This is a genomic window from Brachybacterium vulturis, from assembly GCF_043641765.1.
In the GTDB taxonomy this organism is placed as follows: domain Bacteria; phylum Actinomycetota; class Actinomycetes; order Actinomycetales; family Dermabacteraceae; genus Brachybacterium; species Brachybacterium vulturis_A.
This window is the reverse complement of record NZ_JBHZRO010000002.1, coordinates 1-22,318: the sequence shown is the minus strand read 5'-3', so window position 1 is coordinate 22,318 and position 22,318 is coordinate 1. Positions and strand designations below refer to the sequence as shown.

Here is a 22,318-nt window from a genome sequence, read left to right as displayed (position 1 = left end):
GTCTAGCAACATCTGCGGGTGGCGGACCGCATCACCGCCGTCGAGGGCGCCGGGTGTGAGAGGGACCTCACCGCGGCAGGGGGAGCTGCGCCCCGTGGAGCACGGCGGAGGGGTCCGCGGCGATGCCCAGACCGCTCGGTTCAGCACCGGAGCGCACCAGCAGGTCTCCGACCGCCGCGATCATCGCGCCGTTGTCGGTGCACAGGCGCGGCGGCGGAATCCTCAGCTCGATGCCCGCTGTCTCGCACGTCGACCGCGCGACCGCGCGCAGGCGCGCATTGGCGGCGACGCCGCCCACGATGACCAGGGTGTCCAGGTTCCGCTCGCGCACGGCGCGGACCGCCTTCTTGACCAGCACGTCCACCACGGCCTGCTCGAAGGAGGCGGCGATGTCCGCGACCGGCACCGGCTGCCCGGCGCGCTCGAGGGTCTCGACGGTGCGGGCCACGGCGGTCTTGAGCCCGGAGAAGGAGAAGGTGAACGGCGCATCCTTCGGCCGCAGCATCGCGCGCGGGAAGGAGAAGGCAGTGGGATCGCCGTCGACGGCGGCACGGGAGATCGCGGGGCCACCGGGGTAGCCGAGGCCGAGCAGGCGGGAGACCTTGTCGAAGGCCTCCCCCGCCGCGTCGTCCAGGGTGTCGCCGAGATGCTCGATGGGGTCCCGCACCAGGTCACCGACGGCGAGGAGCGAGGTGTGGCCGCCGGAGACGATGAGCGCGATGCTGCGCTCGGGCAGCGGGCCGTGCTCCAGGGTGTCGGCCGCCGCGTGCCCGGCGAGGTGGTGCACACCGTAGAGAGGCCTGCCGAGCGACCAGGCGATCGACTTCGCGGCGGCGAGGCCCACATGCACGGCCGTGGCCAGGCCCGGCCCGGAGGTGACGGCGACGTGCGAGATGTCGGCCAGGTCGACGTCGGCGTCCTCGAGCGCGATCCGCAGCGTGGGCACGACGGCCTCGAGGTGGGCGCGAGCGGCGATCTCGGGGACCACTCCGCCGAAGTCGGCGTGCTGGGAGGCGCTGGAGGCGAGGCCCTGTCCCAGCAGGACACCCTCGGAGACGAGGCCGAAGCCGGTCTCGTCGCAGGAGGACTCGACCCCGAGGATGAGCGGGGACCCGAGGGTCGTCACCGCAGGATCGACATCGGGTTGGAGTAGTTGCCCGCCTCGTCCATCTTGGCGAAGTGAAGGTGGCACCCGGTGGAGCGGCCGGTGGAGCCGACATAGCCGATGGTCTCGCCGGCGGCGACGGTGGCCCCCACCGAGGTGTTGTAACCCTGCAGGTGGTAATAGCCGGTGACGACCCCGTTGCCGTGGTCGACCTTCACCCGCTTGCCGGAGGCGTGGTGGTACTCGACGGCGACGACGGTGCCGGACTGGGCGGCGGCGACGGGGGTTCCGCAGGCGGCACCGAAGTCCACGCCGTCATGACCCTTGAAGTAGCCGAGGACGGGGTGCATGCGCCCGCCGAAGCCGGAGGTGATAGGGCCGCTGACCGGACGCACATAGCCGTTGTCGCCCACCGGCTCGGCGGCGGAGGCCTCTTCCACGGGCTCGGGGACGGAGACCTCGATCCCGGTGCCCGCCGCTTCCTCGGAGGCCTCGGTCTGCGTCTCGGAGTCGTCGGGGGTCGGCGAGGTGCGCGCCTCGGAGCGGCTGGCGTCAGGATCCTCGGTGCGGGTCTCGACCGTCGCCTCGGCGACGTCATCGGCCACCGGGAGTGCGACGGGCGCGGGCGCCTGGGCGGCGGGGGCAGCGGGCTGGGCCTGGGCGATCGTCTCGCCCTGCGGGGCGGTCTCGTCGATCCCGGCCGCGGCGGCCGCGAGCGGCGCCGCGATCGTGGCGGTGGCGAGGACTCCGAGGACCCCGACCTTCACGGCTCCGGCGGAGACAGCGGAGTCGCGATGAGTGCCTCCGACCAGACGATGCTTGCGCACCGTTGCTCGTCCATCCGCGCGGTGATTCGCCACGTGCTGACCTCTTCCATTGCGACTGTGTAGATCTGGTCCAAGCGCCTGTCCGATCGTGACGCCGAGCAGGGGAAGGACGCGTCGCCGAACAACCTGGACCAACCTACGTGCCCCCCACCTGGCATGACGACCGCCCCGACGCGGTCATTGCCAAGTTTTTGCCCAGATGCCCCAAAGGTTGCCCGATCTTGACGAGCGCGGCCCGGCACCCGCGTACCAGGTCACTCCGACGGAGCTCGGGACGACCCGCGGGTCACATTCCATGCCTCCCGCCCCGGGCCCGGGAGCGCCCCGCACGCTGCGTGACGGATCCCGTGTGCTCCCAGCAGGCGGCGTCTAGAGTGGCGCCATGTCGACCCCGGACAAGAACGCCGCCCCCGGCACCGCACCCGTGCGCGTGGTCGTGATCGAGGACGAGCAGACGATCACCCGTGCGATCACCGATCGGCTCACCGCCGAAGGCTGGGAGGTCACCACCGCCCCCGATGGACCCTCCGGCGTGCGCGCAGTGTCCGAGGTGCGCCCCGACGCGGTGGTGCTGGACGTGATGCTGCCCGGCTTCGACGGCCTGGAGGTGTGCCGACGGATCCAGGCTGACGAGCCCGTGCCGGTGCTGATGCTGACCGCACGCGATGACGAGACCGACATGCTGGTGGGGCTCGGAGTGGGCGCCGACGACTACATGACCAAGCCCTTCTCGATGCGCGAGCTGGTCGCCCGACTGAAGGCCCTGCTGCGTCGGGTGCGCCGGGTCGGGGCACCCGCACCGAGCGAGTCCGAGAAGCAGGACGCCCTGGAGTTCGGCGACCTGGTGATCGATCGCGCAGGGCGCCGGGTCATGCGTGCCGGCGCACCCGCGCACCTCACCCCCACCGAGTTCGACCTGCTGCTGTGCCTGGCGAACGCCCCCGGCACCGTCCTGACCCGCGAGCAGCTCCTGGCCGACGTGTGGGACTGGGTGGACGCCACCGGCACCCGCACCGTCGACTCCCATGTCAAGGCGCTGCGGCGCAAGCTCGGCTCCGATCTGGTGCGCACCGTCCACGGCGTGGGATACGCCCTCGAGATCCCGGAGGACTCCGAGGACGGGAGCGGAGCGGCCCGCGGCGCCACCGGAGCGTCGGACCTCTCCTCCATGCCCACCCCGAACCTGCCCGACGACGACTCGTGACGCCACCGGCCGACGGTGCGGGCGATGCTCAGCGGCGGGTACCGGATCGTCTGGACGTCCGCCCGCTGGACAGGTTCCGTTCCTTCAAGGTCAAGCTCGGGATCCTGGTCGGGGCGAGCGTGAGCGTGGCCGCACTGCTGACCCAGGTGAGCATCCGCGCCGGGATCCAGCCGCTGCTGGCGCTGCCGCTGGTGGTGATCGCAGCGCTGGTGTTCACCCAGATCCTCGCCCGCGGGATGACCTCACCGCTGCGGGAGATGACCGGTGCGGCCCGCGCCATGGCCCGCGGGGACTACAGCCGCGCCGTCAGCACCACCAGCCGGGACGAGGTGGGTCAGCTGGCCTCCGCATTCTCCACGATGGCCTCCGAGCTCGAGCAGACCGACCGCATGCGCCGGGACCTGGTCGCGAACGTCTCCCATGAGCTGCGCACCCCGGTGACCGGCCTGCGTGCGCAGCTGGAGAACCTGGTGGACGGTGTGACCGAACCGGATCCGGCCGCGCTCGAGGTGGCATTGACCGAGACCGAACGGCTCTCGCAGCTGGTGGACCACCTGCTGGATCTCTCCCGTCTCGATGCCGGGGTGGTCGAGCTGGACGTCGAGGAGGTGGAGCTCACGCCGTTCCTCCACGAGGTGGTCGATGCCGCCTCCCTCGCCTCGAGCGGCCGCGACGTGCGCTGGATCATCGACGTCGAGCCCGCCGACCTGGCGGTCCCCGCCGACGCCGCGAGGCTGCAGCAGGTGATCCACAACCTGCTGGAGAACGCCGCGCGGCACTCTCCGGCCGGGGGCCGGATCCACGTCTCGGCCGCCCGCACCGAGCAGGACGACGGGGTGCGCATCGATGTGCACGACGAGGGGCCCGGCATCGCCCGCGAGGACCGCTCGCGGGTGTTCGAGCGCTTCCAGCGCGGCGGCTATGCCGACACCTCAGGCGGCACCGGGCTGGGCCTGGCCATCGCACGCTGGGCCGTGGGCCTGCACGGCGGTTCGATCGAGGTGCTCGACGATCCCCGCAGCGAGCATGCCCGTGAGGGACGCTCGTCCCTGATCCGGGTGATGCTGCCGGACACGGCGACGACACCGTGATCTCACGCACTCCGCAGCATCTTCGCCGGTCGAGCACCGAGGACGGTGCACGGCGATCATCTCCTGCCGCTAGGCTGGGAGCATTCCGTATCACCCGACCGTGAGAAGGCTGGCGATCTCAGAGTGTCACAGCAGACACAGGACTCCGACTCCGCGGAGTTCGGCCCGAATCAGTGGCTCGTGGACGCACTGCGCGAGCAGTGGCGCGAGGATCCCTCGAGCGTCGATCCCAGTTGGGCGGAGTACTTCTCCGGCCCGGGCTCGGTGACCTCCGTCACCTCCGTCTCCCAGAGGCCCGCAGAGCCCTCAGAGCCCTCAGAGTCCTCAGAGTCCTCAGAGTCCTCAGAGTCCTCACCGACGTCACGGTCGACGTCGGCGGCCTCGACCGCAGCCCCCTCGGGAGCGACGTCGCCGGAGGCGGCACCGGAGCAGGCAGACCCCGGTGAGCCGCCGACGCCCGCTCCCTCGAGCTCCGCGCCCGCGACGAGCACGTCGACCTCCTCCTCCACCTCCACGACCGCCGCCCCCGCGACCGTCTCTCCGTCTCCGAAGGAATCCCCTGCCGTGAACGCCGACACCTCCAAGGACTCCGCCGCCTCCGCGCAGCCCGCTGTCTCCACGACCTCGGACCGCCCGGCGAAGGTCCCCACCACCACCGCACAGATCCCTGTGGTGGAGCTGCGGGAGCCCGAGGTCGTCAAGCTCCGTGGACCCGCCGCGGCGATCGTGCGCAACATGGCCGAGTCCCTCGAGGTGCCCACCGCCACCTCGGTGCGCGACGTCCCGGTGAAGCTGCTGTTCGACAACCGCCTGGTGATCAACAACCACCTCAAGCGCCATCGCGCGGGCAAGGTCTCCTTCACCCACCTGATCGGCTGGGCGATGATCGAGGCGATCACCGAGATCAGCGACATGAACAACGGCTTCGACGTCGACGAGAAGGGCAAGCCGCTCCTGCTCAAGCGCGAGGACATCAACTTCGGGCTCGCGATCGACATGCCGCGGCCCGACGGCTCCCGCGGCCTGGTGGTGCCGAGCATCAAGGCCGCCCAGCGCTTCGACTTCCGCGGCTTCTGGAAGGCCTACGAAGAGGTCGTGGCCAAGGCCCGCACCGGCAAGCTCACGATGGAGGACTTCTCGCACACCACGGTCTCCCTGACCAACCCCGGCGGCATCGGCACCGTCCATTCCATCCCCCGCCTCATGCAGGGCCAGGGCGTGATCGTCGGCGTCGGCGCGATGGACTATCCCGCGCAGTTCCAGGGCGCGAGTCCCGCCACCCTCGCCGAGCTCGCGATCTCGAAGGTCATGACGCTGACCTCGACCTACGACCACCGCATCATCCAGGGTGCCGCCTCCGGCGAGTTCCTCAAGCGGATGAGCGACAAGCTGCTGGGCAAGGACGGCTTCTACGACCGGGTCTTCGCCTCGCTGCGCCTGCCCTACCAGCCGGTCCGCTGGGTGCCGGACAACCCCTTCCGGCACACCACCTCCGAGCGTCTGGCCCGGGTGATGGACATGATCCACGCCTACCGCGTGCGCGGGCACCTGATGGCGGACACCGATCCACTGCAGTACAAGGTGCGCACCCACCCGGATCTGGACGTCGAGACCTACGGGCTGACCCTGTGGGACCTGGACCGCTCCTTCCCCACCCGCGGGCTGGGCGGCAAGGACAAGATGTCCCTGCGCGACATCCTCGGCGTGCTGCGTGATGCGTACTGCCGCACCATCGGTGTGGAGTACATGCACATCTCCGACCCGGAGGAGCGCGACTGGATCCAGCAGAAGATGGAGATCCCGCGCCGGCCGTTCGACAAGGACGAGCTCACCCACATCATGGATCGCCTCAACTCCGCCGAGGCCTTCGAGACGTTCCTGCAGACGAAGTTCGTGGGACAGAAGCGCTTCTCCCTCGAGGGCGGCGAGGCGGTCATCCCGATGCTCGACGCTGTGCTGCACGGCGCCGCGCACGACGGCATGGAGGAGGTGGCCATCGGGATGAGCCACCGCGGCCGGCTCAACGTGCTCTCGAACCTGGCCGGCAAGAGCTACGGGCAGATCTTCCAGGAGTTCGAGGGCAACTACGGCCAGAAGCTCGGCTCCGGCGACGTGAAGTACCACCTGGGCACCGAGGGCTCCTACACCTCGCACGACGGCAAGAGCACCAAGGTGTACCTCGCCGCGAACCCCTCCCACCTGGAGGCCGTGAACCCCGTCCTGGAGGGCATCGTCCGCGCCAAGCAGGACCGCCTCGAGCGTCCCGAGGAGTTCCCGGTGCTGCCGGTCCTCGTGCACGGCGACGCCGCCTTCGCCGGCCAGGGCGTGGTCACCGAGACCTTGAACCTCTCCGAGCTGCGCGGCTACCGCACTGGCGGCACGATCCACGTGATCATCAACAACCAGATCGGCTTCACCACGCTGCCGGACTCCTCGCGTTCGTCGTACTACTCGACCGACGTCGCCAAGTCCACCCAGCTGCCGATCTTCCACGTCAACGGCGACGATCCGGAGGCCTGCGTGCGGGTCGCCGAGATCGCCTTCGAGTTCCGTCAGAAGTTCCACCGCGACGTGGTCATCGACATGCAGTGCTACCGCCGCCGCGGGCACAACGAGGGCGATGACCCCTCGATGACGCAGCCCGAGATGTACAAGCTGATCGCCGAGAAGCCCTCGACCCGCAAGCTCTACACGGAGGCGCTCATCGAGCGCGGCGACCTCACCGAGGAGGAGACCGAAGGGCTGGTGCGGAACTTCCAGGAGCACCTGGACGAAGCCTTCACCTCCACCCGCACGGCGCCGTCCACCGACCCGGCGACGCAGCAGAACGTCCAGGGCCTGGACCTGCCGGACGCGCAGCAGGGAACCGCCGACGAGGCGCAGGTGCAGACCGCGGTCGAGGCCGCTGTGCTGGAACGGATCGGGACGGCGCATTCGGAGGTCCCCGCCTCCTTCGCCGTCCATCCCAAGCTGATGACGGTGCTGCAGCGCCGCGCCCAGATGGCGACCGCGGGCAGCATCGACTGGTCCTTCGGCGAACTGCTGGCCTTCGGGTCGCTGCTGCTGCAGGGACATCGGGTGCGACTGGCCGGCCAGGACTCCCGCCGCGGCACCTTCGTCCAGCGGCACAGCGTGCTCATCGATCACGACAACGGAGACACCTGGACCCCGCTCGCCTACCTCTCCGACGACCAGGCGAGGTTCAACGCCTACGACTCCTCGCTCTCGGAGTTCGCAGCGCTCGGGTTCGAGTACGGCTATTCGGTCGAGAGCCCGCAGTCGCTGGTGCTGTGGGAAGCGCAGTTCGGCGACTTCGTCAACGGCGCGCAGACGATCATCGACGAGTTCATCTCCGCCTCCGAGCAGAAGTGGGGACAGAAGTCGAGCGTGGTCATGCTCCTTCCCCACGGCTACGAGGGCCAGGGCCCGGACCACTCCTCCGCCCGCATCGAACGTTTCCTCCAGCTGTGCGCGGAGAACAACATGCGGGTCTCCGCGCCGTCCACCCCGGCGAGCTACTTCCACCTGCTGCGCAGGCAGGCGCTCACCGAGGCGAAGAAGCCGCTGATCGTCTTCACCCCGAAGTCGATGCTGCGCAACAAGGCCGCGGTCAGCGCGGTCGAGGACTTCACCACCGGGACGTTCGAGCCCGTCCTGCCCGATACCACCGTGGACCCGGCCGGCGTCAGCCGCGTGCTGCTGACCTCCGGCAAGGTCTACTGGGACCTCGTCGCCCGGCGTGAGAAGCAGGGCATCACCGATACTGCGATCGTGCGGGTCGAGCAGCTCTACCCGTTGCCCACCGAGCAGCTGCAGGCCGTCCTGGAGAGCTACCCGGAGGCATCACTGACCTGGGTCCAGGAGGAGCCGCAGAACCAGGGGGCCTGGAGCTTCATGGCGATGAACTTCGCCGTCGAGGTCGGCCGCACGCTGCGGGTCGTCGCCCGCGCCGCCTCCGCCTCCCCGGCGACCGGCTCGAACGCGACGCACAAGATCGAGCAGGAGGATCTGCTGGACCGGGCCTTCGAGGCCTGAGCACCGCCGCGGGTCCCGGGTTCGCCCGTGACCCGCGCCGCCGTTAGAGTTGACGATCCCGTCCCCGCCCAGGAGGTCCCGGTGCTCACAGTGCCCATGACGCCCGCCCCGTCTCCGGAGTCCCGGATCCGCATCATCGCGCTCGGAGACGAGCTCCTGGCAGGGGTGGGTGATGCTCGAGCGCTGGGATGGCTCGGCCGTGCCGTGGCCAGTGAGCAGGGAGCGGCCAACCGCATCGACGTGTTCAGCGCCGCGCTGCCCGCGGAGACCTCCGCCGAGCTCGCCGACCGCTGGGACCAGGACGTGCAGCGCCGCTTCTCGACCCAGGGGCAGGCCGATGGCTCCGTGGACAATCGCGTGGTGCTGGCGATGGGTCGTGCCGATGTCGGTGCCGGCATCTCCCTGGCCCGCTCCCGGTTGAACCTCGCCAAGGTGCTCGACGGGCTGGAGCGTCTGCGCATCCCGGCCTTCGTGGTGGGGCCGACCCCCAGCAGGGACCCCGGGACCACCGCCGCGGTGCAGGAGCTCTCCGGAGCGTTCGAGGATGTCTGCTCCCGCCGCCGCATCCCCTACGTCGACACGGTCGGCGGCCTGATCGGCCACGACCAGTGGGAGTCCGATCTCGCCCGCTCCGCCGGCGACCACCCCGGGCAGACCGGCTACGGCCTGATCGCCTGGCTGGTGCTCCACGGCGGTTTCGGCCGCTGGCTGGGCACCTCCTCCTGACGCCCTCACCTCCCGAGTGACCTCGGACTCAGCGGCGGGCGGACACCTCTTTCAGCGACGCCGCTGCCAGCGCGATGTGGCACAATCGTCAGATCATCCGGGCGAAGGAAGGAGATCGTGATGAGCAAGCGAGGACGCAAGCGCAAGGCTCGCCGCAAGAACAGCGCGAATCACGGCAAGCGCCCCAACAGCTGACCGTGACGTCGCCGCGCGCGACATGACGACGGGCCGTTCCCTCTCGGGAACGGCCCGTCGTCTGTGCTTCGGCCCGCCCCTGCACGCTGTCGTCCGTGCACCGGATCGGCTCCGCGCGGGCAGGCGCCGTCGACCTTCAGGGTGCCGGGAACCCGCGGCGGACGGTCTCGGTGCGGGTGACCCGCACCGTGCTGCCGTCGGTCTCCGTGCGGGTCACCGAGACGGTACGGCACTGCACGGTGATGCGCTCGCGCAGCTCCGACGGGGCACGATCGGCGCAGCTGCGACGCACCAGCTCCTTCATCCGCCGCACCTGCTCCCACTCCTCGGCGCACTCCGGGCAGTCATCGGTGTGGCGCTGCATGCGCTGGACCACCTCCTCGGGCAGTTCACCGTCCAGCGCCTCCTCCAGCCCGAAGCGCAGATCGCGCCGCTCCTGCTCCACGGAGCCACCGCGACCGGTCAGATCGTCGTCACTCATCGTTCGTCCTCCCGATCCATCGATCCTCTCGTGCTGCCCTCGGCCGTGCTGCCGCCGGTGGATGCCTCGGCGGTCGCGGGATCCCCGCGCAGGAATCCGCTGCGGTAGGCGTAGTCCGAGAGCTTCTCCCGCAGCTGGCGGCGTCCCCGATGCAGACGGGACATGACGGTCCCGATCGGGGTGTCCATGATCTCTGCGATCTCCTTGTAGGCGAAGCCTTCGACGTCGGCGAGGTAGACCGCCATGCGGTAGTCCTCGCGGAGCTCGCCCAGGGCCTCCTTGACCGCGGAGTCGGGCAGGTGATCCAGCGCCTCGGTCTCCGCGGAGCGCAGGCCGCGGCTGGTGTGCCCGGCGACCTCGGCCAGCTGCCAGTCCTCGACGGTGTCGGTCCAGGCCTCCTTGGGTCGGCGCTGCTTGGTCCGGTACATCGAGATGAAGCTGTTGGTCATGATCCGGTACAGCCAGGCACGCATGTTGGTGCCGGGGGTGAACCGGTCACGGGCCCGGAAGGCCTTGACGAAGGTGTCCTGCACCAGGTCCTCGGCGTCGTGCGGGTTGCGGGTCATCCGCAGCGCACCGCCGTAGAGGGAGTCGAGGTGCGAGAGCGCCTCGGTCTCGAAGTCGAAGTCCGGGGCGCCAGCGGTCCCCGGCTCATCCGCGACGGGAGCGGGGTCCGGGAGGCCCGCATCGGGGCCCAGGGCGGGATCTGTTCGGGTCATCACCCTCAAACCTACGCCACCGAGCCGGGTCGGAGCGTCCTGCAGCGCCGAAGCCGTCATGGGCCGCCTGCCTCCCCGACACCTGTGGGCGTCTCGTCCTGCGGTGGTCATGCGGCCGCCGCGCGGTCGTCATGAGGCGCGGCGGTCATGCCGCGCCGTCCAGTACAACGCGCTCGGCACGAGAGATGTTCCCCGGACGGTAGTCTGGATCCCGGTGACCTGGCCGACACGGCCGGATCGCCCGACCTCCTGACCCCGTCGAGAACGTGAGGACACCATGTCTCTGGTCCGTCGCATCGCCCGGCCCCTGCTCGCTGCACCCTTCGTCGTCGAGGGAGTGCGCACCGCTGTGCACCCCGAGCGGGAGATCGATGTCTATCCGCAGGCATTCGACGCGGCCGATTCCGCGATCGCCAAGAGCTCCGCCCCCGGGTTCGTGGACGTGCGGACCGTCATCCGCGTCAGCGGCGCCGTCGCTGCCGGTGCCGGTGTCCTGTACGCCACCAACCGCTACCCGCGCGCCGCCGCCGTGGCGCTCCTGGCGACCACGTCCGTCGGCTGGGCCGGTCGCAAGAAGGTGTGGGAGCTGCGCGGCGAGGAGCTGACCCAGGAGGTCCAGTCCATCCTCACCGATGCCGGTCTGCTCGGCGGCGTGCTGCTGGCCGTGGTGGACCATGACGGCCGCCCCTCGCTCGGCTACCGGGCGAACAAGTTCCTCGAGCGCAGCCAGAAGAAGGCCGCGGCGAAGCAGCGCGAGCTCGAGAAGAAGGCGGGGACGCTGGAGAAGAAGGCGAAGGGCGCGGTCGCGACCGCGCGGAAGCAGCTCGCCGACCAGCGGGGCTGACCACGTGACCTCAGAGGTGCTGTGGACCGCACCGGTCGCCGACCAGCCGGTCGACGCTCTGGTGAGGGTGCCGGGATCGAAGTCCCTGACCGCACGATGGATGCTGCTGGCCGCCGCCGCAACGGAACCCTCGGTGCTGCGGGGAGCACTCGTCTCCCGCGATACACGGCTGATGCGAGATGCGCTCGAACGCCTCGGCGCGGAGCTCGAGGTGCACGACGGGGCCCTGCACGTCACCCCGCTCCCGCCGCCCGCCGCCCAGCCGGCCGAGCCGATCGAGATCCATACCGGGCTCGCGGGCACGGTGATGCGCTTCGTGCCGCTGCTCGCGGCGCTGCATCATGGCGATGTCCGCTTCACCGGCGATGCCGCGGCGCTGCAACGGCCGATGGATCCGGTCGTCGACCTGCTCCGTCAGCAGGGTGTGGAGGTCACCGAGCACGGAGAGCCCGGTCGGCTGCCGCTGACCGTGCACGGCACCGGGCAGCTCCGCGGTGGTCGCCTCGAGGTCGACGCCTCCGCGTCCAGCCAGTTCATCTCCAACCTGCTCCTGGTCGCGGCCCGAGCTCAGGAGGATGTCGAGCTGGTGCACGTGGGTGAGGTGCTGCCCTCGTTGCCGCACATCGACATGACGATCGAGACCATGCGCCAGGCCGGGGTCGAGGCCTCCCACCGGATCGATGAGCAGGGGCACCAGTGCTGGTCGGTCCGCCGTGGCGAGATCCGGCCGGTGGCGGTCACCATCGAGCCCGATCTCTCCAACGCCGGGCCGTTCCTGGCCGCGGCATTGGCCACCGGCGGCACCATCGCCGTCGACGACTGGCCCGAGACGACCACCCAGCCCGGCGACGCCTACCGTGACCTGCTGGCCCGGATGGGCGGCACGGTCTGGCGGGAGGGCCGCACCCTCTGCGTGCGCGGCGACGGACAGATCCACGGGATCGACGCGGACATGTCGGCCATGGGCGAGCTGGTGCCGACGATGTCCGCTCTGTGCGCGCTGGCGGATTCACCATCCCGGCTCACCGGCGTCGCGCACCTGCGCGGTCACGAGACCGATCGGCTGAAGGCGCTTGCCACGGAGCTGACCAAGGTCGGTGCCCGCACCGAGGAGCTGGCGGACGGGGTGGAGATCCATCCCGGCCGGCTGCGCGGCGCGGTCTTCGAGAGCTACGAGGACCACCGGATGGCGACCGCAGGCGCGATCATCGGCCTGCGGGTCGCGGATCTGCGGGTGGTCGACATCAGCACCACGCAGAAGACGCTCCCGGATTTCGTGGGGATGTGGCTGTCGATGCTGCACCCGGAGCCGGCGGCGGACCCCGCGTGAGCCGCTCCGCGAGGGAGTACGACGAGAGCGACGTGCGGGTCCGCCCGCAACGGCGCGGCTCACGACCGCGCACGAAGGATCGGCCCAAGCACGAGGACGCCGTCACCGCCCGGGTGGTCTCCGTGGACCGCGGACGGTGGCGGACCCTGCTCGCCGAGGGCACGGACCAGGAGCGGGCGGTCACCGCGATGCGCGCCCGCGAGCTGGGCCGCTCCCCCATCGTCCCCGGTGACCTGGTGGGTCTGGTCGGGGACACCTCGGGACGGGACGGCACGCTCGCCCGGATCGTGCGCATCCGGGAACGCAGCTCCTTCCTGCGACGCAGCGCGGACGACGACGACTCGACGGAGCGTCCCCTGGTCGCCAACGTGGACCTGATGGTGATGGTCACCGCCGTCGCGGAGCCGGAGCCCCGCGGCGGGATGATCGACCGCTGCCTGGTCGCCGCCTTCGTCGCCGGGATCGACACCCTGCTCGTGCTCACCAAGACCGATCTGCGCGCCCCCGAGGAGTTCCTCACCACCTATGCACCCCTGGGGCTCGAGCACGTGGTCACGCGCCGCGAGACGCCGGAGCAGACCACGGACCCCTCACTCCCCGCGATCGTGGGGCTGGAGGAGCTGCGGGCGCGGCTCTCGGGTCGCGTCAGCGTGCTCATCGGCCATTCCGGCGTGGGGAAGTCGACGCTGCTGAACGCCCTGGTGCCGGGCACGGACCGCGCCATCGGCGTGGTCAACGACGTCACCGGGCGGGGCCGCCACACCTCCTCCTCGGCGCTGGCGATGCCCCTGCCCGGCGATGCCGGCTGGGTGATCGACACTCCCGGGGTGCGCTCCTTCGGACTGGGACATGTGGATCCCGAGGAGCTGCTGGACGCCTTCGCGGACCTCGCCGAGCTGGCGGAGCAGTGCCCCCGCGGCTGCACCCACCTCGAGGACGCCCCGGACTGCTCCCTGGACCAGCAGGTCGCCGCCGGCGGTGCCGGCAGCGCCGGCCCGGCCCGGCTGCTCTCCTACCGGCGACTGGCCACCACGCTGCGCAAGAACGACGCCTGGGAGATGTGAGCCGCTTCGGACCCGTGAGGCGCACCGTCGCCGGCCATGCCCCGGGACGGTCCCGCGTCGCTGCCCGGAGCCGACGGCCCGGGCCCGTACTGTAGGCGCATGTCCAGTCGATTCGCCGATGACCTGCGCCTGGCCCATGTGCTGGCCGATGCCGTGGACCAGCTGACCATGTCGCGCTTCAAGGCGCAGGATCTCGAGGTCTCGGCCAAGCCGGACCTCACCGAGGTCACTGACGCCGATCGTGCGGCCGAGCAGCTGGTGCGCGCCCAGCTCTCCCGCGTCCGCTCCCGCGATCAGGTGATCGGGGAGGAGTTCGGCAGCACCGGCGCTTCCCCGCGGCAGTGGGTGATCGACCCCATCGACGGCACCAGCAACTTCGTGCGCGGGGTGCCCGTGTGGGGCACGCTCATCGGGCTCATCGAGGACGGCCGCCCCGTCGTGGGGCTCGTCTCCGCGCCCTCGCTGGGCCGACGCTGGTGGGGAGGCGAGGGCGTAGGGGCCTGGACCGGTTCACGCATCAACAGCGCCTCCCGCCTGCAGGTCTCCTCCGTCGACTCGCTCGCGGAGGCCTCCCTGTCCTACTCCTCGCTGCACGGCTGGGCGGAGCGGGATCGACTGCCGCAGATGCTGAACCTCATGCAGCGCTTCTGGCGCACCCGCGCCTACGGCGACTTCTGGTCCTACATGCTGGTGGCCGAGGGCGCGGTCGATGCAGCCTGTGAACCGGAGCTCGCACTGCACGACATGGTCGCACTGGCCCCGATCGTCACCGAGGCCGGCGGTCGCTTCACCTCGCTGGACGGAGAGGACGGTCCCTTCGGCGGGAACGCCGTGGCCACCAACGGCCTCCTGCACGAGGAGATCCTGGAGGCCCTCGCGGCCCGGCAGTCCTGAGCGCGAGGGCCACGTCCAGGACAGAGCGTCCACGCCTGGACCGCGGCAGGAGCCGTCCAGGTCTCCTCGGTAGACTCGGGACATCGTTGACCCCGAACCGTGAAGGAACTCCCTCTCCATGACCGTCAAGCGCGTCGCCCTTCTGACCGCCGGTGGCTATGCCCCCTGCCTGTCCTCCGCCGTCGGCGGTCTCATCGAGCGGTACACCGAACTGGTGCCCGAGGTCGAGATCATCGCCTACCAGCACGGCTACTGGGGTCTGCTCTCCGGCGAGAAGCTGGTGGTGGACGACGAGGTGCGCGCGAAGGCGGGCCTGCTGCACAACTACGGCGGCTCCCCCATCGGCAACTCCCGCGTGAAGCTCACCAACACCGAGGATCTGGTCACGCGCGGCCTGATCCAGGAGGGCGAGAACGCCCTGGAGGTGGCCGCGAACAAGCTCAAGGACGACGGTGTGGACGTGCTGCACACCATCGGCGGCGACGACACCAACACCACCGCCGCGGACCTGGCGAAGTTCCTCCACGAGAACGGCCACGAGCTGCAGGTAGTGGGCCTGCCCAAGACGATCGACAACGACATCGTGCCGATCCGTCAGTCCCTCGGCGCGAAGTCCGCTGCGGAGCAGAGCAGCGTCTTCGCGCAGAACATCATCGCCGAGCACGGCTCGAACCCGAAGATGCTGATCATCCACGAGATCATGGGCCGTGCCTGCGGCTACCTCACGGCGCAGGCCGCCGAGTACTACCAGAGCTGGCACTCCCAGCAGGAGTGGCTGCCCGGGATCGGCCACCGCGCCGAGCGCTGGGACGTCCACGCCGTCTACCTGCCCGAGCTCACGCTCGACATCGACGCCGAGGCCGAGCGCCTCAAGGCCGTCATGGACGATGCCGGCTGCGTGAACATCTTCCTCTCCGAGGGCGCCGGGATCCCCGAGATCGTCGCCGAGATGCAGGCCCGCGGCGAGGAGCCGGAGAAGGATCCCTTCGGCCACGTCAAGATCGACACCATCAACCCCGGCCAGTGGTTCGCGAAGCAGTTCGCCCCGCGGCTCGGCGCCGAGAAGGTCATGGTCCAGAAGTCCGGCTACTTCGCCCGTTCCGCGAAGGCGAACCCCGAGGACATCCGGCTGATCAAGTCGATGACCGACTATGCCGTGCAGGTCGCCCTCGAGGGCGGCTCGGGCCTGGTCGGGCATGACGAGGAGCGCGGGAACGTGCTGCGCGCCGTCGAGTTCGAGCGGGTCGCCGGCCACAAGGCCTTCGACATCTCCCAGCCCTGGTTCCATGAGGTCATGGAGCGCACCGGCCAGAAGATCGTCCCGGCCGAGGCGCACTGACCACCGGTGGCCACCGACGGGGCGGAGATGCTGATGAGTGCTCACCGCCCCCGCGTGCGCACCTGGCGCCGCACCCTTCGCGCGCTCGCCCTCACCGGGCGGGCGCGCGACGCGCTTGCCGGGGGCATCGGTGACCGAGTGCTGCCCACGGCACCTCTCCCGCGCCGTATGAGGTGCCGTCGGTCGCAATGGGGTGCTGGACCGGGGGATGCGGCGGGCGACAGACCGGTGCTGCGCATCGGACCCGGTCCGCGCGCCGTCGCGCTGCGGGACGACACCGGCCCGCTGCTGCCCCGACGTCTGCTGCGGCCCCGCCAGGGCCGACTCGGGGACTGCTGGGTGATGGCCCCGATGCTCGCGATCCACGAGGCCGCTCCGGAGCGTCTGCGCGAGCTGCTGACCGAAGAGGCGGGCGGGGTCGTCGCCGTGCACCTGCCGGGGATGCCGAGCCCGATCCGGGTGGATCGCCATCTCCCGGTCGATGCCCGGGGCGCCTTCCGTTTCGGCCGCCGGGACGGCGCGAATCCCGGCTGGGTGGGCGTGCTGGAGAAGGCGATCGCCGTCCACGTGGCCGGCGGCTACGCCTTCCTGCAGCGGGGCTTCGCGCGCTTCGGCCTCGAACTGCTGCTGGGTGAGCGGGTGCGCTCGGACCTGCGCATGCCGAATGCCGCTCAGATCATCGCGTGGCGGGCCGAGGGCCGGGCGATCTGCGCCTCGACCCATCCGCTGAGTCCGCTGCTGGTGCCCACCTCCGCCGGGCCGCTGCCGCCCAGTCACGTCTTCGCCGTGGTCGGTGCCGACGCCCGCACCGGGCACATCCACCTGCGCAATCCGGTGCGCCCCGCGAGGGTCCTGGTGCTCGATGCCCGCCGCTTCCGCCGCGGGTTCCTCTCCGTGGACGTCACCGGGCCGCTGCGCTGATCCGCGGTCCGTTCAGCGGCCGACGGCGTCGAGCCAGGCGTCGGCGATCAGGCGGTGCCCGGCGGGGGTGGGGTGGACGCCGTCCTCCGCGATGGTGGCGGGGGTGTGCCCGGCGGCGTAGGCCGTGGTGAGCATCTGCTCAAGATCCACGATCCGGTGCCCGTGCTCGCTCGCGAGGGCGCGGATGATCGCCACCTTGCCATCGAGGTCGGCGTGGATCTGCGCTGCGCCCTCGTCGATGTCCGCGACGAAGGGGATGATCAGCACCACCGGCGCCGCGGGCACCGCGGCGGCGAGCTGCTCGAGCAGGTGGCGGTATCCCTGCGCGAAGGATTCCTCGGTGATCCGCTCACCGCGGGTGAAGCGGTGCCAGGCGTCATTCACGCCCACATAGATCGTCACCGCATCGGGTGTCAGGTCGAGGCAGTCGGCGTCGAAGCGCGCCTCGAGATCCGCGACCCTGTCACCACTGATCCCGCGGTTGATCACCGTGGCCGTAGGTTCATGAGTGGCGACGTGCTCGGCCAGCAGTCGCACGTAGCCGTGGCCGAGACCCTCGGGGTCCTCACGCCGCCCGCAGTCGGTGATGGAGTCGCCGATGAACAGCAGCCTGCGGGGAGCGGGGACAGCGGAGGCGGTCATGGACGACATCGTGCCAGACATCGCAGAAGGCCCGGACAGTGTTTCCACTGTCCGGGCCTTCATCTCGTAGCGGGGGCAGGATTTGAACCTACGACCTCCGGGTTATGAGCCCGGCGAGCTACCGAACTGCTCCACCCCGCGGCGACATGTGTAACTCTACGGCTCCCCCACCTCCGCGTCCACTCAGCAGTGGCCCAACGTGTGCCATGACACGTTCATGGATCGTTCACCTGCCCTGACGCCGGAACGCCCGACCGGATCCGGCGGTGGGCCGGCGCCGGTCGGGCGTCCTCGGGCTGGGGGTCAGCTGCGGATCAGCCGCCTCCGCCATCGGAGGGCTGGGCCGGAACACCGCTGCCGCCGAGCTCCTCATTGGCGGCGATCGCCCGGTTCAGGGCGTCCGCCAGACGCTCCTGCGCCGCACCGTAGGCGGCCCAGTCACCGTCGGCCATCGCAGTCTCCGCATCGGTGACAGCAGTGTCCATGTCCGTGAGCGCCGATTCCAGGCGCTCCTGCGCCGTGCCGTCCGCGGACGGCGCCGCGCTCGGCTCCTCGCCCTCGGCAGCGGGATCCTCACCCTCCTCGCCGCCGCCTTCCTCGGTCACGGCATCGGCCGTGCCGGAGGGGGCGTCGGGGTCGGAGACCTCGGCATCGCCGGCCGTCGCGCCGGAGTCGCCGCCGAAGACCAGGTCCAGTGCCTCATCGAGAGTCGGCGCGAAGCCGATCTTGTCCCCGAAGGAGACCAGCGCCATCTGCAGCAGCGGGTACTGGGTGCCACCGCCCGAGGCGGAGGACTGCAGGTAGACGGGTTGGACGTACAGCAGCCCGCCGCCGACCGGCAGAGTGAGCAGGTTGCCGTTGAGCACCTCGGAGTTTCCGGACTTCAGCAGGTTCAGCGCCTGCGAGACGTTCGGCTCCGCGTTGAAGGTCGCCTGCACCTGTCCCGGACCGTTGACGGGGTTCGAGGCCGGAAGCACCAGCAGGGTCATGTCCGCGAAGGAGTCCGCGGGGTTGCCACTCTGGTCTCCGGTCTCCGAGTCCACCGCCAGATAGCCGGTGAGCACGTTCTGCCCTTCGGCGGGGATGAAGCTCGAGGAGAGCATGAAGCGCGGGGACTCATCCGAGGGCATCTGCATCGTGAGGTACATCGGCGGCTGCGGCGCCTGCTCACCGGTGGTGCCGTCGGGGTTCGTCGGCGCGGGGACCGTGGGATCCGGCGGGACCTGCCAGAAGTCCTGCTGGGTGAAGAAGTCGTCCGCGTCGGTGACGTGATAGGTGGAGAGGATCTCCCGCTGGGCCTTGAAGAGGTCCTCCGGATAGCGCAGGTGCGACATCAGCTCACCGCTGATCTCGGAGGCCGGCCTCAGCGCCTCCGGGAACACCTCTGCCCAGGACCTCAGGATCGGGTCCTCCGTGTCCCAGGAGTACAGCGTGACCGAACCGTCGAAGGCGTTCACGGTCGCCTTGACGGAGTTGCGCATGTAGTTCGCCGAACGGTCGCGGATGGCCGCGGTGGCGCCCGGATCGGTCTGCGAATCATCGACGGTCTGGTCGAGGTTCACCGACTGCGCATAGGGGAACTCCGAGGTGGTGGTGTAGCCGTCGACCACCCACACCAGCGTGTCGTCGACCACGGCCGGGTACATCTGGGAGTCCAGCGACAGGAACGGGGCGACCTCCCGGACCCGCTGCTGCGGTTCGCGGTCGTAGAGGATCTGCGACTCCTCGTTGAGGTAGTCCGAGATCACGATGTTCGGGTCGCGGAACTTGATCGCGTAGAGCAGCTGATTCATGAATCCGCCGACGGAGGGTCCGCCATCGCCCTGGTAGGTGTTGTAGACCTGGTCTCCGCCCTCTGCGTCCTCGGTGCTGACGCGCTGGTAGTCGAACTCCTCGGGCTCGCTGCCCTCGGGAGCGCCCACGATCGAGTAGTCGGGCGAGTACTGGCCGAAGTACACCCGCTCCTGATACTCGCCGAAGGCACCGTCACCGGGCACGCCGGATTGCAGGAAGGAGGGCTCGCCGTCCGCGTTGCGGCGGTTGCCGTAGGCGGCCGCGGTGCCGTAGCCGTGGGTGTAGATGATGTGCTGATCGACCCAGGAGCGCCCGGCCAGGCCGAACTTGTCCGGGCGCAGCTCGCGCACGCCGATGACGGTGTCCTGCAGCTGGCCGTCGATCTCGTACCGGTCCACGCTGAGCACGTCATCGAAGCCCCAGTAGCGGCGGTTCGCCTCGCGCTGCTCGAAGGTGGGCGAGATGATGTGAGGATCCATCAGGCGGATCTGCGCGGTGGTCGAGGCGTCCTCGCGCAGAGCTCCCGGCTCAGCATCCGTGCTGGCCGTGTAGGGCACCTCGTTGACGTCGTCGAGGTTGAAGGCGGCACGGGTCGCATCGATGTTGTTCTGGATGTACGGCTGCTCGAGCGCACGCTCGTTGGGCTGGACCTGGAACTGCTGGATCGCCCAGGGGTAGAGGTTGCCCACCACCAGCGTGGACAGGATCATCAGGCCGGCGCCGATCGCGGGGATGCGCCAGTCCGAGCGGAAGACCCACACCACGAACAGTGCCGCCACCGCGATCGAGGCGATGGCGAGGATGGTCTGGGCAGGGAGGATCGCCTTGACGTCGGCGTAGGACGCACCCTCGAACCGCGGGTGCGACGCGGTGAGCAGGTCGTAGCGCTGGAACCAGTGCCCGGCGCCGAGCAGCAGCACGTAGATGGTGGCGAGGATGCCGAGGTGGCGGCGCGCGGAGCGGGTGACCTCGAGGCCGCTCTCCTGGCCCCAGCTGACGCCGCCGTAGACGAAGTGGCCGATCAGCGCACCCACGATCGCGACCAGCAGGACGAACTGTCCGAAGGCGATGACCATGTCGATCAGCGGCAGGGTGAAGACGTAGAAGCCGATGTCGTTGTCGAAGACCGGATCGGTCTGTCCGAAGTCCTGGGGGTGGAGGAAGAGCTGCACGTCCTGCCAGCGGCGGGAGAGCGCCAGGCCGCCGAAGGCGCCGATCACCACCGGGGCACCGTAGGTCAGGCCGCGCCGCAGCGGATCCACGGCCGCGCGGAACTGCTCGAGCGCCTCCTGCTCCCGGGTCACGGGCGGGTAGACGGGCCGTTTCATGTACGCCAGGCGGAGGCTGATGAACAGCGGCACCGCGAACACCACGGCACCGCCGACGAACAGCGCAGCCTGGGTGCCCCAGCGCGTGAGCAGCACGTCCGTGTACCCCAGCTGGTCCGTCCACAGGAACTTGGTCCACACCTCGGAGGCGATGACCAGCAGGATGACCAGGAGGGCGACGACCCCGGCGCTGATCGCCAGCGGCGAGATCCGCCGGGGACCGCGGGGACTCGCATCAGGGGACGGCCGGGGACGCGGCCGGGGCATGTCGCCGAACGGGGCGGAGAAGCTCACAGATAACCTCGGTGATTCGGTGTCGGAGTCGACGGTCCCGCCTGCCGCTGCGCAGGCATTGGTCCGAGAGCTCCGGGTACAGTGTGGTCCCGCCGCGTCACCGCGCCGGTCACCCCATTCTGTCAGGCAAACCTGTAAGGGACCTCTCGATCCGATGACGACTGCTTCTCCGGACCCTCTGGATGCTCCGACGGCTGCTCTGGCGGCGGCAGTTCTCGAGGTGGCCCGCCATGTCGAGGACGGTCCGCTGCCCGCACCCCGCCTGTTCGCGCTGGCTCGCAGCGCGGAACTGATGGCGGCCTCACCCTCGCTCGCCGCCCTGCTGGGAGCGGACGGGGGCGACGCCCAGGACGCTCTCCACCTCACCCCGATCGATCTCGAGGACGGCACCGCAGCTGCTGCGGACCCGCTGGCCGCGCTCGAGTCGGCGCAATGGCCGGATCTGGCCGCGGGCGGAGCGATCGCCTGCGACCTCGCCCCCGCCGCCTGGACCGTCCGTGATGACCAGGGCGATCGTCAGCTGCCGGCCGAGCGGTCGCTGCGTGTGGTGGTCGCCGCGCTGGAGGACGGCACCACCTGGTCGGCGGTGCACCATGGCGACGAGGACGGCTACGTCCTCGGCGTCGCGCTGCTCCCCGAGATCTCCCAGGCCCTGGTCCAGACGCTGCAGGCCTCCGACTGAGGCCAGTGCACGGGCGGGGTCAGAATGCCGGCGCGTACGAGCTCTCGCCGGCCTCCTGGTCGGCCGTGTCGGTCTCCTCGTCCTCGTCCGCCGGGCGACTCGGGATGACCGTGGCGGTCTGCGGGTCGATGTCCGGGGTGTCCCTGTCCCGCAGCGGCTTCGAGAAGGTGGCGGTGCCGTAGGTGAGGTCGTGCCCGATCGCCTCGGCCTGGATGTTCAGGGAGTGGCGGAGCGTCTCATCCTCTCCCGTCCACTCCGAGGTGCTGAGCCGGCCGCTGACCACCAGCGGCTGTCCCCTGCGCACCGAGGCCAGCAGGTTCCGTGCCAGGTTCCGCCGGGCGAACACCGTGATGAATTCCGTCTTCCGGTCGGCGAAGTCCCCGGTGGCGGAGTTGAAGTAGCTGCCGGTGACTGCGATCCGCACGCTCGCGGAGGGGCTCCCGTCGGCCTGCTTTCGCTCGATGGGGTCAGCGGTGGCGTTACCCAAGAGAGTGGTCTGGATGTCGCGCATGGCGGTGTCCTTCCTGAGGTGCCGGGGATCCCGGCGTCGGCTCCTTGCCGATGTGTCTCAGGCTTCCCTGCGGACGCGGCTCGCTCCAGTGCCGGTCCGAGAATGTGGACGGTGGGGCCCTGGGGAGGAACCGTCCCTCACGTCTCACCCACGATGCAACAGACGGGCCGATGGTGCGACGGGCCGGCACTATTGCCGGCTCACCTCACCATCGGCCCGTCCGGGACGCTCAGCGGCCCGTCCGCACCCGGCGCGCAGCGCGGCAGGAGGTCGGGACCGCAGCAGGAGCTCA

Annotated in this window: 19 protein-coding genes and 1 tRNA gene; 12 read left to right on the top strand and 8 right to left on the bottom strand. The window is 70.2% G+C overall.

Annotated elements, in window-relative coordinates:
• Nucleotides 1-67 precede the first annotated feature (67 nt).
• Nucleotides 68-1,126: a tRNA (adenosine(37)-N6)-threonylcarbamoyltransferase complex transferase subunit TsaD gene (tsaD, locus tag ACHUEU_RS01575; protein ID WP_394214128.1), complete on the bottom strand. Its 1,059-nt coding sequence runs from the start codon at nt 1,124-1,126 to the stop codon at nt 68-70.
• Nucleotides 1,123-1,932 (bottom strand): M23 family metallopeptidase, encoded by an 810-nt coding sequence (locus tag ACHUEU_RS01570; protein ID WP_394214127.1) that lies wholly within the window; start codon nt 1,930-1,932, stop codon nt 1,123-1,125. Before ACHUEU_RS01570 ends, tsaD begins: the two co-directional genes overlap by 4 nt.
• Nucleotides 1,933-2,314: 382 nt before the next feature.
• Here ACHUEU_RS01570 and ACHUEU_RS01565 point away from each other — a divergent pair, with 382 nt between their 5' ends.
• The 5 genes from ACHUEU_RS01565 (at nt 2,315) to ACHUEU_RS01545 (ending at nt 9,183) form a co-directional block, all read left to right on the top strand.
• Nucleotides 2,315-3,136, top strand: a complete 822-nt coding sequence (locus ACHUEU_RS01565; protein WP_394214126.1) for a response regulator transcription factor — start codon at nt 2,315-2,317, stop codon at nt 3,134-3,136.
• Entirely contained in the window at nt 3,133-4,227 is a 1,095-nt protein-coding gene (locus tag ACHUEU_RS01560) for a sensor histidine kinase (protein ID WP_394214125.1), read from the top strand. Before ACHUEU_RS01565 ends, ACHUEU_RS01560 begins: the two co-directional genes overlap by 4 nt.
• A 123-nt stretch (nt 4,228-4,350) precedes the next feature.
• Nucleotides 4,351-8,262, top strand: coding sequence for a multifunctional oxoglutarate decarboxylase/oxoglutarate dehydrogenase thiamine pyrophosphate-binding subunit/dihydrolipoyllysine-residue succinyltransferase subunit (locus tag ACHUEU_RS01555; RefSeq protein WP_394214124.1), 3,912 nt, complete (start codon nt 4,351-4,353; stop codon nt 8,260-8,262).
• An 81-nt stretch (nt 8,263-8,343) separates the two neighbouring features.
• Nucleotides 8,344-8,988, top strand: coding sequence for a GDSL-type esterase/lipase family protein (locus ACHUEU_RS01550; RefSeq protein WP_394214123.1), 645 nt, complete (start codon nt 8,344-8,346; stop codon nt 8,986-8,988).
• Nucleotides 8,989-9,108: 120 nt separating this feature from the next.
• A complete protein-coding gene (locus ACHUEU_RS01545) occupies nt 9,109-9,183 on the top strand; it encodes a 50S ribosomal protein bL37 (protein WP_377017627.1) in 75 nt (24 codons plus the stop codon).
• A gap of 136 nt (nt 9,184-9,319) precedes the next feature.
• Here ACHUEU_RS01545 and rsrA read toward each other — a convergent pair whose 3' ends face one another.
• Both rsrA and ACHUEU_RS01535 read right to left on the bottom strand, forming a co-directional pair.
• A complete protein-coding gene (gene rsrA, locus ACHUEU_RS01540) occupies nt 9,320-9,664 on the bottom strand; it encodes a mycothiol system anti-sigma-R factor (protein WP_394214122.1) in 345 nt (114 codons plus the stop codon).
• Nucleotides 9,661-10,383: a sigma-70 family RNA polymerase sigma factor gene (locus ACHUEU_RS01535; protein WP_394214121.1), complete on the bottom strand. Its 723-nt coding sequence runs from the start codon at nt 10,381-10,383 to the stop codon at nt 9,661-9,663. Before ACHUEU_RS01535 ends, rsrA begins: the two co-directional genes overlap by 4 nt.
• Before the next feature lie 277 nt (nt 10,384-10,660).
• Between ACHUEU_RS01535 and ACHUEU_RS01530 the strand changes: the two genes are divergently transcribed.
• From ACHUEU_RS01530 to ACHUEU_RS01505, 6 genes are all read left to right on the top strand, one after another.
• Entirely contained in the window at nt 10,661-11,227 is a 567-nt protein-coding gene (locus ACHUEU_RS01530) for a hypothetical protein (RefSeq protein ID WP_394214120.1), read from the top strand.
• 4 nt (nt 11,228-11,231) lie between these two features.
• A complete protein-coding gene (gene aroA, locus ACHUEU_RS01525; protein WP_394214118.1) occupies nt 11,232-12,557 on the top strand; it encodes a 3-phosphoshikimate 1-carboxyvinyltransferase in 1,326 nt (441 codons plus the stop codon).
• Entirely contained in the window at nt 12,554-13,621 is a 1,068-nt protein-coding gene (gene rsgA, locus ACHUEU_RS01520; protein WP_394214116.1) for a ribosome small subunit-dependent GTPase A, read from the top strand. The genes aroA and rsgA overlap by 4 nt, the downstream gene beginning before the upstream one ends.
• Before the next feature lie 99 nt (nt 13,622-13,720).
• On the top strand, nt 13,721-14,515 hold the full coding sequence (locus ACHUEU_RS01515; protein ID WP_394214115.1) for an inositol monophosphatase family protein: 795 nt from the start codon (nt 13,721-13,723) through the stop codon (nt 14,513-14,515).
• A 118-nt stretch (nt 14,516-14,633) separates the two neighbouring features.
• Nucleotides 14,634-15,854, top strand: coding sequence for a pyrophosphate--fructose-6-phosphate 1-phosphotransferase (locus tag ACHUEU_RS01510; RefSeq protein ID WP_394214114.1), 1,221 nt, complete (start codon nt 14,634-14,636; stop codon nt 15,852-15,854).
• A gap of 228 nt (nt 15,855-16,082) precedes the next feature.
• The gene (locus tag ACHUEU_RS01505; protein ID WP_394214112.1) at nt 16,083-16,775 is read left to right on the top strand and encodes a C2 family cysteine protease; all 693 of its coding nucleotides are present in this window, start codon (nt 16,083-16,085) and stop codon (nt 16,773-16,775) included.
• Nucleotides 16,776-16,787: 12 nt separating this feature from the next.
• On the opposite strand, the gene ACHUEU_RS01500 is transcribed toward ACHUEU_RS01505, so the two are convergent.
• The 3 genes from ACHUEU_RS01500 to ACHUEU_RS01490 form a co-directional block, all read right to left on the bottom strand.
• The gene (locus ACHUEU_RS01500) at nt 16,788-17,417 is read right to left on the bottom strand and encodes an SGNH/GDSL hydrolase family protein (RefSeq protein ID WP_394214111.1); all 630 of its coding nucleotides are present in this window, start codon (nt 17,415-17,417) and stop codon (nt 16,788-16,790) included.
• Nucleotides 17,418-17,484: 67 nt separating this feature from the next.
• Nucleotides 17,485-17,558 (bottom strand) — tRNA-Met (locus ACHUEU_RS01495).
• 173 nt (nt 17,559-17,731) lie between these two features.
• Nucleotides 17,732-20,833, bottom strand: a complete 3,102-nt coding sequence (locus tag ACHUEU_RS01490; RefSeq protein WP_394214110.1) for a UPF0182 family membrane protein — start codon at nt 20,831-20,833, stop codon at nt 17,732-17,734.
• Nucleotides 20,834-20,987: 154 nt separating this feature from the next.
• Here ACHUEU_RS01490 and ACHUEU_RS01485 point away from each other — a divergent pair, with 154 nt between their 5' ends.
• Complete coding sequence (locus ACHUEU_RS01485) at nt 20,988-21,515, top strand: PPA1309 family protein (protein ID WP_394214109.1); 528 nt, start codon at nt 20,988-20,990, stop codon at nt 21,513-21,515.
• A 19-nt stretch (nt 21,516-21,534) separates the two neighbouring features.
• Here ACHUEU_RS01485 and ACHUEU_RS01480 read toward each other — a convergent pair whose 3' ends face one another.
• Nucleotides 21,535-22,026, bottom strand: a complete 492-nt coding sequence (locus tag ACHUEU_RS01480) for a single-stranded DNA-binding protein (protein WP_394214108.1) — start codon at nt 22,024-22,026, stop codon at nt 21,535-21,537.
• Nucleotides 22,027-22,318: the final 292 nt, after the last annotated feature.

What these genes read in the sequence shown, in the direction of transcription:
- ACHUEU_RS01565 (WP_394214126.1), top strand. Translation starts at nt 2,315, where the DNA reads ATGTCGACCCCGGACAAGAACGCCGCCCCCGGCACCGCACCCGTGCGC.
- rsrA (WP_394214122.1), bottom strand. Translation starts at nt 9,664, where the DNA reads ATGAGTGACGACGATCTGACCGGTCGCGGTGGCTCCGTGGAGCAGGAG.
- ACHUEU_RS01535 (WP_394214121.1), bottom strand. Translation starts at nt 10,383, where the DNA reads ATGACCCGAACAGATCCCGCCCTGGGCCCCGATGCGGGCCTCCCGGAC.
- ACHUEU_RS01500 (WP_394214111.1), bottom strand. Translation starts at nt 17,417, where the DNA reads ATGACCGCCTCCGCTGTCCCCGCTCCCCGCAGGCTGCTGTTCATCGGC.
- ACHUEU_RS01485 (WP_394214109.1), top strand. Translation starts at nt 20,988, where the DNA reads ATGACGACTGCTTCTCCGGACCCTCTGGATGCTCCGACGGCTGCTCTG.
- ACHUEU_RS01530 (WP_394214120.1), top strand. Translation starts at nt 10,661, where the DNA reads ATGTCTCTGGTCCGTCGCATCGCCCGGCCCCTGCTCGCTGCACCCTTC.
- ACHUEU_RS01480 (WP_394214108.1), bottom strand. Translation starts at nt 22,026, where the DNA reads ATGCGCGACATCCAGACCACTCTCTTGGGTAACGCCACCGCTGACCCC.
- ACHUEU_RS01515 (WP_394214115.1), top strand. Translation starts at nt 13,721, where the DNA reads ATGTCCAGTCGATTCGCCGATGACCTGCGCCTGGCCCATGTGCTGGCC.
- ACHUEU_RS01510 (WP_394214114.1), top strand. Translation starts at nt 14,634, where the DNA reads ATGACCGTCAAGCGCGTCGCCCTTCTGACCGCCGGTGGCTATGCCCCC.